Genomic DNA, 14,345 nt, shown 5'->3' on the forward strand with positions numbered 1-14,345 from the left:
GGCGCCTGCGACGGGCCGTGGGGGATCCGGTGACGGATGGGGACGCGCGCGGCGCGCGACGGGGTGCGGGCCGGTCAGCTCTTGACGGCGCCCGCCGTGATGCCGCCGACGATGTGCTTGCCCAGGAAGGCGAAGACGAGCAGCAGCGGCACGGTGGATATGAGGGCGCCGGTCAGGACGATCGCGTGGTCCACGCTGTGGTTTCCCGCGCCGAGCCCGGCGAGCGCCACCTGGAGGGTGGGGCTGCCGTCCGGGGTCAGCGCGATGAACGGCCAGAAGAAGTCGTTCCAGGACTGGACGAAGACGAGCATGCCGAGGACGGCCATGGCCGGCCGGGCCACCGGGAAGACCACGTGCCAGATGATCCGCAGGCTGTGCGCCCCGTCCATGCGGGCCGCCTCCACCAGCTCGACCGGCAGCGCCTCCACCAGGAACTGGCGCATGAAGAAGACGCCGAAGGCGGCGACCAGCGAGGGGAGTACCACGGACTGCAGCTGGTCGACCCAGCCCAGGTCGGTGATGATCCGGTAGAGCGGGATGACGCTGAGCTGCGGCGGGATCGTCATCGTGGCCACCACCAGGGAGAGCAGCATCGTGCGGCCCCGGAACGGCAGTTTGGCGAAGGCGAATCCGGCCAGGGTGGAGAACAGGACCGTGGACAGCGCGACCAGGCTCGCCACGATCGTGGTGTTGATCAGCGCCTCGCCCATGTCGACCTGGTCCCAGGCGAAGGCGAGGTTGTCCAGGAGCCGGGGACCGGGCAGCAGCGGCGCCGGGGCCTCGACGACCCGCTCGCCGGTGTGCGAGGCGGCGACCACGTTCCAGTACAGCGGGAAGAGGGAGACGAAGGCGGCCGCGGCCAGCAGGACGTAGGTGAGCGGACCCGCGTGGTGCTGCCGGCCGGCCGACGGACGGAACCGTCCGCGCGGCGGTGCGGGCGCCGCCGGGGCCTTCGGCTCGGCGGGCGTCGTGTCGAGTGTGCGGGCCATGAGGTCAGCCCCCCAGCTTCTTGCGGTGGTGGCGGGAGACGAGTGCCTGGACGCCGCCGATCAGGAGCAGGAGCAGCAGCATGACCCATGCGATGGCCGAGGCCTGGCCCAGCGCGCCGGTGACCCATCCCTTCTCGTACATCAGCAGGCTCAGCGTCTGGAACTGGTTGCCGCTGCCGCCGCTGATGCCGACGCTGCCGCCGTACAGCATGGGCTCGCCGAACAGCTGGGTGGCGCCGATGGTCGAGACGATGATGGTGAAGAGGATCGTCGGCCGGATCGACGGGATGGTGACGCTGAGGAACTGGCGCCAGCGCGAGGCCCCGTCGAGCGAGGCCGCCTCGTACAGGTCCTGCGGCACGGCCTGCATCGCCGCCAGGTAGATGAGCGCGTTGTAGCCGGTCCAGCGCCAGGTGACGATCACCGAGATGGCGATCTGCGCCGGCCACTTGGACGACTCCCAGTTCACCGGGTCGAAGCCGAACCAGCCGAGCAGGCTGTTGATCATGCCGTAGTCGGTGTTGAACAGCTGGGCGAAGACCAGGGTCGCCGCTGCGATCGAGGTGGCGTACGGGGCGAGGATCGCGACCCGGAAGAAACCGCGGGCCCGGAGCTTGTAGTTCAGCAGGTGCGCCAGGCCGAGGGCCATGAGCAGCTGGGGAACGGTCGAGATCACCCCGATGGTGAAGGTGTTCAGGAGCGCGTTCCAGAAGAACTCGCTGGTCGCGAGGTCGGAGTAGTTCTCCAGCCCCTTCCAGGAGGCCTCGCCGCCCAGTTCCACGCGGTGGAGCGAGAGCCAGCCGGTGTAGATCAGCGGGAAGAGGCCGAAGGCGGCGAAGGTGAGGAAGAAGGGGGCGACGAAGACGTAGGGGGTCGCCTTGAGGTCCCAGCGGTACAGGGTGCTGCGCCGGCCGCCCGGGGCGGCGCGCCGGCCGCGGGGGCCGGGGGAGGAGGGCGGCGCTGCGGGCGGCGGGGAACCGTCCCGGTCCGCCCGAACGGAGGTGGCCACGGGGGCGTCCTTCCAGGTCGATGCGTGCGGTGGTGCGGTCGGGTGCCGGCCCGCGCGCCGCCGGCGGGCGGGCCGGCACCCGGCCCCCGCTACTGGTCGATCTTGTCCTCGATCAGCTTCTTGACGTTCTCCCAGGCCTTGGCCGGGTCGGTGCCGCGCTGCTCGATGTCGAGGACGCCGTTGTCGGTGAGGAAGGTCTTCACCTGGCCGTCCCAGCGGCTGATGGCGGCGGGCCGGATGCCGGCCGCGGCGGACGAGAAGATCTTGCCGACGGGGGTGTCACCGAAGTACGGCAGCTTGGCGTCCTGGACCGCCGAGGAGGTGAGCGTGTCCTTGGAGGAGGGGATGTTGCCGTTCACCGCGAAGACCTTGGCGTGCTGCTCCGGCGCGGTCAGCCAGGCGGCGAGTGCGGCGGCCTCCTTGGCGTGCTTGCCGGACTTGGGCACGGCGAGGAAGGCACCGCCCCAGTTGCCGGCGACCGGCGGCGCGGCGATGTCCCACTTGCCCTGGTTGGCGGGGCCGGCCTGGTCCTTGATGATGCCGGTCATCCAGCTGGGGCAGGCGACGGTGGCGAACCTCGAGTTCTTGAACGCCGCGTTCCAGGTGCCCTTCTCGTCGAACTGGCGCAGTTTCGCGGTCAGTCCGCCCTGCGCCGCCGCGACCGCCGTGTTCCAGGCCTTCTTCACCCCGGGGCTGTTCTCCCAGTCGAGCTTGCCGCTCGCGTCGGCGTACTGGACGGGGTCGCTGGAGATGACGGCGTTGAACAGGCCGCTCGCGGAGTCGTGGAAGGCGGTGCCGGCCGGGGCGTTCTTCTTGTACGTCTCGCCGGTCGCGAGGAACTTGGACCAGTCGCCGGCCCAGAGCTTGGCGACCTCGTCGCGGTCGGTGGGCAGCTTGGCCTTGGCGAAGAGGTCCTTGTTGTAGCAGATGGCCATGGGGCCGATGTCGGTGCCGAGGCCGATGACCCTGCCGTCGGCGGTGGTGGCCTGCTTGACCTTCCAGTCCAGGAACTTCGAGACGTCGGCGCCGCCCTCCTTGCCGAGGTCGACCCACTTGCCGGCCATGGTCTCGCCGGTCGCCTCGGCGATGTAGCCGACCTCGATGGCCTGGATGTCGGCGAGGCCGCTGTTGCGGGAGAGGCGCAGCTTCAGCGTGTCCCAGTACTTCTGGCCGTCGGCGACGTTCGACTCCTCGATCTTGATGTTCGGGTGGAGCCGCTCGTACTCGGCGTAGAGCTTCGCGCCGGTCTTGTCGTCGTAGCCGAAGGAACCGAAGGTCCCCACCCGCAGCGTGATGGTGCCGCCGTCCTTGCCCGCGGCCGCGTCGTCGCCGTCGCCGCCGCAACCACTGAGCAGGACCGTGCCGGTGACGGCGGCGGCGACCGCCGTGATCAGGGGCCGGCGTCCGCGTCTGCTGCTGGAAGTGCGCATTCCACTCTCCTCGTCCCAGGTGGTGCCCGTTGTGCGCCCGAAGCTCCGGCCGGCCTCCCGCGGCTCGGCGTGGCCCTGCCGGGACCGGTGGAGCGGGCTGTGTCCGCACCCCCCTGATGGGAGCGCTCCCACGTCGTTGCCGGAAGGTTGCCGCCGGGCGGGTGCACGTGTCAAGACATGAACGCGGATTCGTTACCGGAAGGTTTTACGGGGGTTTCGCGGCCCCGGGGAGGGGATGCCGCGTCATCTCCTGAACGCATCCGGCGTGACGGGAGGCCGCTCCACCCGCTAGGGTGGGAGCGCTCCCATGGCTTGAACGGTGCCGTGCCGCGGCGTGCCGAGTGCCGCCGGGCCGCACCGGCCCGAGGGGCGCGCGCCGGCCAAGGAGGGGAGTTCGGGAGTGGTGAGCGGACGGCAGGGCGGCAGGCCCACCCTGGAGCAGGTCGCGGCCCGGGCGGGCGTCGGCAGGGGCACGGTCTCCCGGGTCATCAACGGCTCCCCCCGGGTGAGCGAACAGGCCCGGCGGGCCGTCGCCCGTGCCGTGGCCGAACTCGGCTACGTCCCCAACCAGGCGGCCCGAGCCCTCGCCGGCAGCCGCACCGACGCGATCGCCCTCGTCATCCCCGAGGCCGAGGCCCGGCTGTTCGCCGAACCGTACTTCCTCGACCTCATCCGCGGGGTCAGTGCCGAACTCGCCGACGCGGACAAGCAGTTGCTGCTCACTCTGGTGCGCAGCGAGCAGGAGCGGCAGCGCTTCGAGCAGTACCTCGCCGCCCAGCGCGTCGACGGGGTCCTCCTCGCCTCGGTGCACGGCGACGACCCGCTGCCCGACCGGATCCGCGAACTGGGCATCCCGGTCGTCATGAACGGCCGCCGCTCGGAGGCCGAACCGGTCCCGTACGTCGACTCCGACAACATCGGCGCGGGCCGTGCCGCCGTCGCCCACCTCGTGGCGCGCGGCCGGGAGCGGATCGCGACCGTCACCGGCCCCCTCGACATGTACGTGGCACGCGCCCGGCTCGGCGGCTACATGGCCGGGCTCGCGGAGGCCGGGCGGATCCCGGACAAGTCCCTCGTGTCGGCGGGTGACTTCACGGAGGAGGGCGGGCGGCGGGCGATGCGGCTGCTGCTCGACCGCAGGCCGGACCTGGACGCGGTCTTCGTGGCCTCCGACGTGATGGCCGCCGGCGCGCGCGGCGCCCTGCGCGAGGCGGGCCGCCGGGTGCCTCACGACGTGGCCCTGGTGGGCGTCGACGACTCACCGGTGGCCCGGCTCATGGACCCGCCGCTGACGAGTGTGCGCCAGCCCATCGAGGAGATGGGCCGCACCATGGCGCGCATGCTGCTCCAGGAGATCGCCAGGACCCCGGAGGAACCGCGCCGCCGGGTCCTGCCGACGGAGCTGGTGGTACGGGACTCCTGCCGGGCCGTGTCCGGAGCCTAGGTCGTGTCCGGCACGCGCCGGGGACAGCTCAGGCTCCCGCTCCATCGGGAAGCGGCTTCCGTACCGAGCCGGGGGCCGCGCGGGACGCGGGCGCGGCCCCGCGGGGCGGTCAGATGCCGCAGCTGGAGGCGGACCAGAAGCGGCTGCTCCGGTGGTCGACGTGGGTGTGGTCGTTGTGGCCCGGGTAGCCGGGGCCGAGGATGCCGTTGAAGCCGTGGTTGCGGGCCTGCTGGGCGAGGCGGCAGAGCGAGTGCGGGCCGGAACCGAGGTCCGCGGCGTCGCCGTAGAGGTGGCGGCTCGTCGAGGCGCCCCCGACGGCGTCGTTGCACGCGTGGCTGCGGAAGCCGCTGGTGACCCGGATGGGCTCGTCACCCAGGGCGTGGCGCAGGGCCTCCAGCTTCCACATGGTGCGCAGGGCGTTGGCCTTGGCGGTGGTGGCGCTGACCGCGCCGCCCGCCCAGGTGGTGTTGCAGTTGTTCAGTTCCGCGTAGGAGAAGTGGACCGGCGTGCAGTCGTCGTCCTGGAGCTCGTAGATCTTGCTGAAGGTGGCGGGTCCGGCGACACCGTCGGCGCTGAGGCCGTAGGCGGTCTGGAAGCGTTTCACGGCGGCCGTGGTGGCGGGCCCGTAGGAGCCGTCGATCGCGAGGACGCCCCCGTAGCCGGGGTGGCCGGCCACGCGGATCTGCAGCTGGGTCACATCGGCACCGGAGGCGCCCTGGGAGAGGGTGCGCGACCAGGTGTAGCAGCCGTCGGCCCGGGCGGTGCCCGGGGTGGCGACCACCGCCGCGAGGCCGGCGGCGAGGAGGGCGAGGGTGAGCAGCAAGCGGGGAAGGATCGAGCGGGGAGCACGTACGTGCATCGTGCGGTCCTCCATCTGCGCGGGAATGTGCACCATGACGTGCACCTGCCATGCGCAGGGTGGCGGCCGGGGTTGACGCGCGTCAACCACGCGGGCGCGCCGTCATTCGTCGGACCAATGGCGAAGGCGCGCGGGCGGGTGCCGCACCCGGCCCGCCGGGCCGGGTGCGGCACCCGCCGGGGTGCTACAGCGCGGGGTGCGCGTTCTTCAGGAGCTCCTGGAACTGGGCCGAGAACCACTGGCCCGAGATCGGGGCGTCCGGCAGCGCGCCCGACATGCTGTACCCGTTACGGGGGTTGCCCGTGTAGGTGGGGTCGCACATGCGGTCGAAGCCCTTGCCCTCGTTGTTCGGGATCTCCTTGCTGGCACCGTCGGACTCGCCCGGGGGCTTCATCCAGACGTACGCGTCGATGCCGGCGGCGGGAGCCGCCTGCGGCCGCTCACCGAGACCGGCGCCGGCCTGGTTGCACCAGTTGCCGGGGTTGATGCGCCGGTCGTACCGGCCGCCGTTGACGTAGGTGTCGACGCTGGTCGTCGCGCCCGGGCCGGTGGGACGCTGGGCGCCGCCCCAGCCGTTGCGGGAGGTGTCGATCAGCATGCCGAGGTTGCTGTCGAAACCGAGTGAGACCAGCTTGGCCCGCATGGCCTGGGCGTAGGACAGCTCGTCGGCGTACTGGTTCCAGTCGATCCACTTCGACGTGCGCACGGAGGTGCCGTTGACGCTGTCGGTGATCTTGAAGTTCTCCTCCTTCAGGGCGCTGTAGTTCGCCGTGTTCACGATGAAGCCGTGGACGTTGGCGACTGTGGAGCCCTCGGCGGTCGCCGCCTGCTTGAACAGCTCGGCGGACGGCCCGAAGTTGGAGTCCCAGCCGAGCCAGCCGTGGTGACCGGCGTCGACGTAGTTGTAGACGTTGGGGATCGCGCCGAGCTTGGCCAGCGCGTAGCCGACGCCCTTGATGTAGTTGCCGTTCTCCTTCATCACGTTGCAGTTGGCCGTCTCGGTGGGGCGGCCGGCGACGTTCGTCACGAGGTTGGGCAGCGAGTCGATCTCGACCGTGGTGACGACCCGCAGACCCGCGTACTTCGGGTCGGCGAGGATCGCGGCGATCGGGTCGATGTACTCCGTCTTGTAGCGGCCTATCTCCGTCGGGCCCAGCTCGCCGTTGGAGGCGAGCGCCGCACAGTCGCGGCCGGGCAGGTTGTAGATGACCAGCTGGACGACGAGTTCGCCGCCGCCCTTCTGCCGCAGGGCCTCGTCCAGGTGGGCGCGCAGGCCCATGGAGCCGTTGGCACCGTTGATCGCGGCGATGCGGTCGAGCCAGACGCCGGTGGGCTGGTTGGAGACCTTGGTGCCGCCCGGCTCGGCGGCCGCCTTGGCGGACCACTCCGGGTTGACGTACACCTTGGCGCCCGCGTACGGGTTGTCGGCCTTCGTCCCGGCCGGCGGCGGGGTGGTCGGGGGCGTCGTCGGCGGGGTCGTCGGGGGAGTGGTCGGCGGTACGGAGTCGTTGCAGGTGACGCCGTTCAGCTTGAAGCTCGTCGGCACCGCGTTGCTTCCGGTGTACGAGCCGTTGAAGCCGAAGGAGGCCGAACCGCCGGTGGCCAGGCTTCCGTTGTAGGACAGGCTCTTGGCGGTCACGGCCGGGCCGGACTGGGTGATCGTGGCGTTCCAGCCCTGGGTGACCTTCTGGTCGCCGGCGTACGACCACTCCAGGGTCCAGGCGGAGACGGGGTCTCCGGTGTTGGTGACGACGACACTGGCGCCGAAGCCGGTGTTCCACTGGTTGGTGACCCGGTACTCCACCTTGCAGCCCGGGGCGGCGGCCCCGGCGGAGGCGGTGCCGAGAACGGTGGCGGTGGCGCCGGTGGCGGTGACGAGGCCGAGTGCCGCCAGGAGGGCGGTACGGCTGGTGCGGCTCATGGGGATGGGGGTTCCTTTCAGGAGGTGAGGGCGCGCAGGTGGTCGCGCAGCCCGATGCCGAACGCGGTGGGGGTGCCGTCGTACGAACTGATCAGGGCGGGACCCGAGTTGCAGTTCCACGTGTTCCAGGTCCAGCCCAGGTACGACAGGCCGCGGTCGTCGAACCACTTCATGACGCGGTCGATGAACGCGTGTTGGCAGGTGTTCTCACCGATCTCGCCCGCGAGCAGGGGTACCTCGGCGGCCACGGGGGCGAGGGTGTCGTTCCAGCACGTCTCGGCGGCGCAGGTGTTGAAGTTGTAGACGTGCCAGGCGGCGGCCAGTTGGCCCGCCGGGTCGGTGGGGCGGTACCTGAGCCACTGGCTCAGGTCGTTGGCGTAGGCGATGCCGGGGACGAGGACGAGGTTGGTCGCGCCGGTGGCGCGGACCGCGTCGACCAGGTCCTGCATGCCGGCGACCTCGTAGCCGATGCCCGGGCAGGTGCCGCCGTCGCGCCAGCAGGCCCACGCCTGGGCGGCCGTCGGGGTCGCCCGGTCCGGGTAGGGCTCGTTGAACAGGTCGAAGACGACCCGCCGGTCGTGCTTGAAGGACTGGGCGACCGAGGTCCAGAACTCCGGCGTGTACCGGGCGTTCGGCATCGGCTTCTGGCAGGAGGCGTGCACGTCGGCGCAGCCCGCGGAGTTCCCGGTGTACTGCCCGTAGGTCCAGTGCAGTTCGACCACGGGGGTCATGCCGTGGGCGAGCACCCGGTTCACCAGGTCCTTGACCGCGTTCACGTACGCCGCGCCGCGGTACTCGGGCTTGATGTTCTCGTGGCCGAGCCAGCATTCCTCGTTGAGGGGGATGCGGACGGTGTTGGCCTTCCAGCCGGCGATGGCCCGGATCGAGGCGTCGTCGACGGGGCCGTCCCAGATCCCGTGGCCCTGGACGCAGGCGAATTCACCGCCGGACCGGTTGACGCCGAGGAGACGGCGGGTCGCGCCGTTCTGGTCGACGAAGCGGTTCTGGCTGACGCCGAGTTCGGGCGCGCCGGTGACCGGGGCCGGGGGAGTGGTGGGCGGAGTGGTCGGTGGGGTGGTCGGTGCGGTGGTCGGCGGAGTCGTCGGGGTGGGGGACGGGCTCGGCGTCGGGACGCCGGCCGTGGTGCAAGGGGTGCCGTTGAGCGTGAAGGCGGTGGGGGCCGGGTTGGTCCCCGTCCAGGAGGCGAGGAAACCGGTCGCCGCCTTCGCACCCGTGCCGAGCGAGCCGTTCCAGCTCTCGTTCCGTACGGTCACGGCGGCGGCCGACTGGGACCACGCGCCGCCCCAGCCCTGGCCGACGACCTGGCCTGCGGCGAAGGAGAAGCCGAGGCTCCATCCGTCGAGCGCGGGGCCGCCGTTGGTGACGGTGACGGCACCCTGGAAGCCCCCGGCCCACTGGTTCGTGACCGAGTACTCCACCGTGCAGCTGGGCGCGGCCGCGGCTCCGGAGGCCGTACCCATGAGGGCGAGCGCGCTGCTCGCCATCGTGAGCGCCGCTCCTGCGAGCAGCGCGGTCGGACGTGGGGGATGGCGCATGAGCGAGTCCTCACAGCGAGGGCACACCCCTGACGGTGCGCCGACTGGATGGAACCGCTCCCACTGGTCGGCCAGACCGTAGCGCCAACGGCCGCCAAGGAAAAGAGGCCCCGGCCAAATTCCCCGGCGACTGACTTCGACTCTTCACGCACCTTGACGGCGTTGCGGCCCAACTGCACAGTGGGAGCGCTCCCACTGGTTCAAGGCTTGACCGTCTCCTGCTCTCGCATCCCCGACCTTCCGAGCCGCGAGGAGAACCACCCCATGCCACGAACACGCTCAAGGCCCCGCTCGCGTCCCCGCAGACCGCTGACGGCGCTGGCCGCGGCCCTCTCCCTGCCCCTCGGCCTCCTGGCCGCCGGTGCCGCCGGCACCACCACCGCGCGGGCCGCCGCCGCCGTGCAGTGCAGCGTCGACTACCGGACCAACGACTGGGGTTCGGGCTTCACCGCCGAACTCACCCTGACCAACCGGTCCTCCGCGCCCCTGAACGGCTGGACCCTCACCTACGCCTACACCGGTGACCAGAAGCTCACCAACGGCTGGAGCGGTCTCTGGTCCCAGTCCGGCAAGAACATCACCGTCACCAACGCGTCCTGGAACGGCACCCTCGCCGCCGGGGCCGCCGTCACCACGGGCGCCCAGTTCACCTCCACCGGCGCCAACACCGCCCCCACCTCCTTCGCCGTCAACGGCACCCCCTGCGCCGGCGCCCACCAGCCCCCGGTCGCCGTGCTCACCAGCCCGGCCGCCGGAGCCGTCTTCACCGAGGGCGACCCCGTGCCGCTCGCCGCCACCGCCGCCGCGGCCGACGGCGCGACCGTCGAGAAGGTGGAGTTCTACAGCGACACCACCCTCCTCGGTACGGACACCACCGCTCCCTTCACCCTCGGCGCCACCGGCCTGGCCGCCGGCGCCCACTCCCTCTACGCCCGGGCCCACGACAGCCTCGGCGCCTCGGCCGAGTCCGCGCCGGTCGGCATCACCGTCGCCGCCGGGCCGGCCCTCGTCGCCGCCCCCGCCACCCTCTCCGTACGCCAGGGCTCCACCGGCACCTTCGACCTGAAGCTCTCCACCCGGCCCGCCGCGAACGTCGCCGTGAGCGTCGCCCGCACCTCGGGCACCACGGGCCTCAGCGCCACCCCGGCCTCCCTCACCTTCACCCCGGCGAACTGGAACACCGCCCAGAAGGTGACCGTCGCGGCGGCCGCCACCGGCACCGGCACCGCCGTCTTCACCGCCACCGCCCCGGGCCACGCCAAGGCGGAGGTCACCGTGGCGCAGCTGGCCGCCGGCTCCACGTACGACGCCCGCTTCCTCGACCTGTACGGGAAGATCACCAATCCGGCCCACGGCTACTTCTCGCCCGAGGGCATCCCGTACCACTCGGTGGAGACCCTGATCGTCGAAGCCCCCGACCACGGGCACGAGACGACCTCGGAGGCGTACAGCTACCTCATCTGGCTCCAGGCCATGTACGGCAAGATCACCGGTGACTGGACCAAGTTCAACGGGGCCTGGGAGACCATGGAGAAATTCATGATCCCCACCCGCGCGGACCAGCCCACCACCTCCTCGTACAACGCTTCCAAACCGGCCACCTACGCCCCCGAGTGGGACCTGCCGTCGCAGTACCCGGCCCGGCTCGACTCCGGCGTCACCTCGGGATCCGACCCGATCGCCGCCGAACTCAAGAGCGCCTACGGCACCGACGACCTCTACGGCATGCACTGGATCCAGGACGTCGACAACGTCTACGGCTTCGGCAACGAGCCGGGCAAGTGCGCGGCCGGGCCGACGGCCACCGGCCCCTCGTACATCAACACCTTCCAGCGCGGCCCGCAGGAGTCCGTCTGGGAGACCGTCACCCACCCCACGTGCGACAACTTCTCCTACGGCGGGAGGAACGGCTACCTGGACCTCTTCACCGGGGACGCCTCCTACGCCCGGCAGTGGAAGTTCACCAACGCGCCCGACGCCGACGCCCGCGCCGTGCAGGCCGCCTACTGGGCCGACCTGTGGGCCAAGCAGCAGGGCAAGGGCGGCCAGGTCGCCGGGACGGTCGCCAAGGCCGCCAAGATGGGTGACTACCTGCGCTACGCGATGTTCGACAAGTACTTCAAGAAGGTCGGCAACTGCGTCGGTCCGACCGCCTGCCCGGCCGGCACCGGCAAGAACAGCGCCCACTACCTCATGTCCTGGTACTACGCCTGGGGCGGTGCCACCGACACCTCCGCCGGCTGGTCCTGGCGGATCGGTTCCAGCCACAACCACAGCGGCTACCAGAACCCGCTCGCCGCGTACGCGCTCAGCTCCTACGCCCCGCTGAAGCCCAAGTCGCCCACGGCGGCGGGCGACTGGGCCACGAGCCTCGACCGGCAGCTGGAGTTCTACCGCTGGCTCCAGTCCAGCGAGGGCGCCATCGCGGGCGGCGCCACCAACAGCTGGCAGGGCCGCTACGCCACCCCGCCGGCCGGCACGCCCACCTTCTACGGCATGTTCTACGACGAGAAGCCCGTCTACCACGACCCGGCGTCGAACCAGTGGTTCGGCTTCCAGGCCTGGTCGATGGAGCGGGTCGCCGAGTACTACCAGCAGACCGGCGACGCCGAGGCGAAGACCGTCCTCGACAAGTGGGTCACCTGGGCGCTCTCCAAGACCACGATCAACCCCGACGGCACCTACCGCATCCCGTCCACCCTCCAGTGGTCCGGCGCGCCCGACACCTGGAACGCGGCGAACCCCGGCGCCAACAACGGGCTGCACGTCACCGTCGCCGACTACACCGACGACGTCGGCGTGGCCGCCGCCTACGCCAAGACGCTGACCTACTACGCGGCCAAGTCCGGCCACGCCGAGGCCAAGCGCGTCGCCAAGGCCCTTCTCGACGGCATGTGGCAGCACCACCAGGACCCGCTGGGCATCGCAGTCCCGGAGACCCGCGCCGACTACAACCGGTTCGACGACCCCGTCCACGTCCCGAGCGGCTGGACCGGCGTCATGCCCAACGGCGACCCGGTGAACTCCACCTCCACCTTCGCCTCGATCCGCTCCTTCTACCAGGACGACCCGGCCTGGCCGAAGGTCGAGGCCTACCTGGCGGGCGGCGCGGCGCCCGTCTTCACCTACCACCGGTTCTGGGCCCAGGCGGACATCGCCCTCGCCATGGGCTCGTACGCGGAGCTGCTCGAATAACAGCCCGCCCCGCCAGGAGCGGCTGCGCGTACGACGGTGCCGGGCGGACCCCGTGAAGGGGCCCGCCCGGCGCCGGGCGGTTCCGCGGGGGGTGATCCATTGACGCCCCGCCGCCACCCTCCTACGTTCTCGTCCGGACGTACGGCCACGGGTCGAAATCTCGAACGAGAGGGACTGGCATGTCGCACCCGGAACACCCCGAGCACGCCCGACACCCCCAGCACGACGGACACCCCGAGCGCCCTGAACCTCCCGCACCGGCCGTACCGGCCGCGCACCGCGCCCGTTTCACCCTCGACCCCGACTTCACCGTCGGCCCCGTCGACCCCCGCCTCTACGGCTCCTTCGTCGAACACCTGGGCCGCTGCGTCCACACCGGCATCCACGAGCCCGGCCACCCCGCCGCCGACGCGGACGGACTGCGCACCGACGTCCTGGAACTCGTCCGCGAGCTCGGCGTCACCGTGATCCGCTACCCCGGCGGGAACTTCGTCTCGGGCCACCGGTGGGAGGACTCCGTCGGCCCCGTCGCCGAGCGCCCGCGCCGGCTCGACGTCGCCTGGCGCAGCACCGAGTCGCACCGTTTCGGCCTGAGCGAGTTCATGGCCTTCCTCCGCAAGCTCGGCCCGCGGACCGAGCCGATGATGGCGCTCAACCTCGGCACCCGCGGCGTCATGGAGGCCATGGAGCTGGTCGAGTACGCCAACCACCCCGGCGGCACCGCCCTCTCCGACCTGCGGGTCGCCCACGGGGACAAGGACCCCTTCGGCATCCGCATGTGGTGCCTCGGCAACGAGATGGACGGGACCTGGCAGACCGGCCACCGGACCGCCGAGGAGTACGGGCGCCTCGCCGCGCGGACCGCCCGGGCGCTGCGGCAGATCGACCCCGGCCTCGAACTCGTCGCCTGCGGCAGCTCCGGACGCGACCTGCCGACCTTCGCCGCCTGGGAGGCCACCGTCCTGGCGGAGACGTACGAGGTGGTCGACCACGTCTCCCTGCACGCGTACTACGAGGAGACCGACGGCGACCGCGACTCCTTCCTCGCCTCCGCCGAGCACATGGACGTCTTCATCCGGGAGGTGATCGCCACCTGCGACCACGTCGCCGCCCGGCTGAAGTCGCCGAAGAGGCTGACGCTCTCCTTCGACGAGTGGAACGTCTGGTACCAGCGCCGGCCCAACCCGCGCCCGGTGGAGGACTGGCAGGAGGCGCCCCGGCTCCTGGAGGACGTCTACACCGTCACCGACGCCGTCGTCGCCGGCTCGCTCCTGATCACCCTGCTGCGGCACGCCGACCGGATCGCCGTGGCCTGTCTCGCGCAGCTGGTCAACGTCATCGCCCCGATCATGACCGAACCCGGCGGCCCCGCCTGGCGCCAGACCACCTTCTTCCCCTTCGCCCAGGCCTCCCGGTACGGCCGCGGCACCGTCCTCGACGTCCGGGTGACCTCGCCCACCCACCGCACGGAGAAGTACGGGGAGGTGCCCCTGCTCCACGCCACGGCCGTGCGCGGGGAGGACGGGACGCTGACGGTCTTCGCAGTGAACCGCGACCGCCACGCGCCGCTGCCCCTGGACGTGGCCCTGCGCGGCCTGGACCTGGACCGCGTGGTGGAGCACAGCGCGCTCGCCGACGCCGACCCCGAGGCCCGCAACACCCTGGAGGCCCCGAACCGCGTCGTACCGCACCGGGTGACCGGGACGGTGCTCGACGAGGGGGTGCTGCACGCCCTTCTGGAGCCGATGTCGTGGAACGTCATCCGGCTGGCGTGACCCGGGCGGGTCCCCCGGCCCGGAGCCTGCGCCGGCCCGCGGGCCGCTGGACCCCACCGGCCCGCGGGGCCTTGCCGGCGCCCCGTCTGGACAGCCCGCCGAGCGGCCGCTTAGGGTCGGGGTCCGAATCAACGTCACCACCGTCGGGCGGACGCCCGGAAGACCGG

9 protein-coding genes are annotated in these 14,345 nt (G+C 71.6%); 3 read left to right on the forward strand and 6 right to left on the reverse strand.

What is annotated here, in order from left to right; all coding sequences use genetic code 11:
• Window positions 1–74: 74 nt before the first annotated feature.
• From ABTY40_RS16880 to ABTY40_RS16890, 3 genes are all read right to left on the reverse strand, one after another.
• Window positions 75–989 carry a carbohydrate ABC transporter permease gene (locus ABTY40_RS16880; RefSeq protein ID WP_352060201.1) on the reverse strand — a complete coding sequence of 305 codons (915 nt, stop codon included), beginning with the start codon at window positions 987–989 and terminating at the stop codon, window positions 75–77.
• A gap of 4 nt (window positions 990–993) precedes the next feature.
• On the reverse strand, window positions 994–1,998 hold the full coding sequence (locus tag ABTY40_RS16885) for a carbohydrate ABC transporter permease (RefSeq protein WP_352060202.1): 1,005 nt from the start codon (window positions 1,996–1,998) through the stop codon (window positions 994–996).
• A gap of 89 nt (window positions 1,999–2,087) precedes the next feature.
• Complete coding sequence (locus ABTY40_RS16890) at window positions 2,088–3,428, reverse strand: ABC transporter substrate-binding protein (protein ID WP_352060203.1); 1,341 nt, start codon at window positions 3,426–3,428, stop codon at window positions 2,088–2,090.
• Between the two features lie 403 nt (window positions 3,429–3,831).
• On the opposite strand from ABTY40_RS16890, the gene ABTY40_RS16895 reads away from it, so the two are divergent.
• On the forward strand, window positions 3,832–4,872 hold the full coding sequence (locus ABTY40_RS16895; RefSeq protein WP_352060204.1) for a LacI family DNA-binding transcriptional regulator: 1,041 nt from the start codon (window positions 3,832–3,834) through the stop codon (window positions 4,870–4,872).
• A gap of 109 nt (window positions 4,873–4,981) precedes the next feature.
• On the opposite strand, the gene ABTY40_RS16900 is transcribed toward ABTY40_RS16895, so the two are convergent.
• The 3 genes from ABTY40_RS16900 to ABTY40_RS16910 all read right to left on the reverse strand — a co-directional run bounded on the left by ABTY40_RS16900 (window position 4,982) and on the right by ABTY40_RS16910 (window position 9,208).
• The gene (locus tag ABTY40_RS16900) at window positions 4,982–5,731 is read right to left on the reverse strand and encodes a D-Ala-D-Ala carboxypeptidase family metallohydrolase (protein ID WP_352060288.1); all 750 of its coding nucleotides are present in this window, start codon (window positions 5,729–5,731) and stop codon (window positions 4,982–4,984) included.
• Between the two features lie 184 nt (window positions 5,732–5,915).
• Window positions 5,916–7,652, reverse strand: a complete 1,737-nt coding sequence (locus ABTY40_RS16905; protein ID WP_352060205.1) for a glycoside hydrolase family 6 protein — start codon at window positions 7,650–7,652, stop codon at window positions 5,916–5,918.
• 17 nt (window positions 7,653–7,669) lie between these two features.
• Window positions 7,670–9,208, reverse strand: coding sequence for a cellulase family glycosylhydrolase (locus ABTY40_RS16910; protein WP_352060206.1), 1,539 nt, complete (start codon window positions 9,206–9,208; stop codon window positions 7,670–7,672).
• A 264-nt stretch (window positions 9,209–9,472) separates the two neighbouring features.
• On the opposite strand from ABTY40_RS16910, the gene ABTY40_RS16915 reads away from it, so the two are divergent.
• On the forward strand, window positions 9,473–12,403 hold the full coding sequence (locus tag ABTY40_RS16915; protein ID WP_352060207.1) for a glycoside hydrolase family 48 protein: 2,931 nt from the start codon (window positions 9,473–9,475) through the stop codon (window positions 12,401–12,403).
• A 179-nt stretch (window positions 12,404–12,582) separates the two neighbouring features.
• The gene (gene arfA / locus ABTY40_RS16920) at window positions 12,583–14,178 is read left to right on the forward strand and encodes an arabinosylfuranosidase ArfA (RefSeq protein WP_352060208.1); all 1,596 of its coding nucleotides are present in this window, start codon (window positions 12,583–12,585) and stop codon (window positions 14,176–14,178) included.
• The last annotated feature ends 167 nt before the right edge of the window (window positions 14,179–14,345 follow it).

The sequence above is a fragment of the Streptomyces sp. NPDC126503 genome (genome assembly GCF_040302405.1).
In the GTDB taxonomy this organism is placed as follows: domain Bacteria; phylum Actinomycetota; class Actinomycetes; order Streptomycetales; family Streptomycetaceae; genus Streptomyces; species Streptomyces gulbargensis.

What these genes read in the sequence shown, in the direction of transcription:
- ABTY40_RS16915 (WP_352060207.1), top strand. Translation starts at nt 9,473, where the DNA reads ATGCCACGAACACGCTCAAGGCCCCGCTCGCGTCCCCGCAGACCGCTG.
- ABTY40_RS16890 (WP_352060203.1), bottom strand. Translation starts at nt 3,428, where the DNA reads ATGCGCACTTCCAGCAGCAGACGCGGACGCCGGCCCCTGATCACGGCG.
- arfA (WP_352060208.1), top strand. Translation starts at nt 12,583, where the DNA reads ATGTCGCACCCGGAACACCCCGAGCACGCCCGACACCCCCAGCACGAC.
- ABTY40_RS16880 (WP_352060201.1), bottom strand. Translation starts at nt 989, where the DNA reads ATGGCCCGCACACTCGACACGACGCCCGCCGAGCCGAAGGCCCCGGCG.
- ABTY40_RS16900 (WP_352060288.1), bottom strand. Translation starts at nt 5,731, where the DNA reads ATGCACGTACGTGCTCCCCGCTCGATCCTTCCCCGCTTGCTGCTCACC.
- ABTY40_RS16905 (WP_352060205.1), bottom strand. Translation starts at nt 7,652, where the DNA reads ATGAGCCGCACCAGCCGTACCGCCCTCCTGGCGGCACTCGGCCTCGTC.
- ABTY40_RS16910 (WP_352060206.1), bottom strand. Translation starts at nt 9,208, where the DNA reads ATGCGCCATCCCCCACGTCCGACCGCGCTGCTCGCAGGAGCGGCGCTC.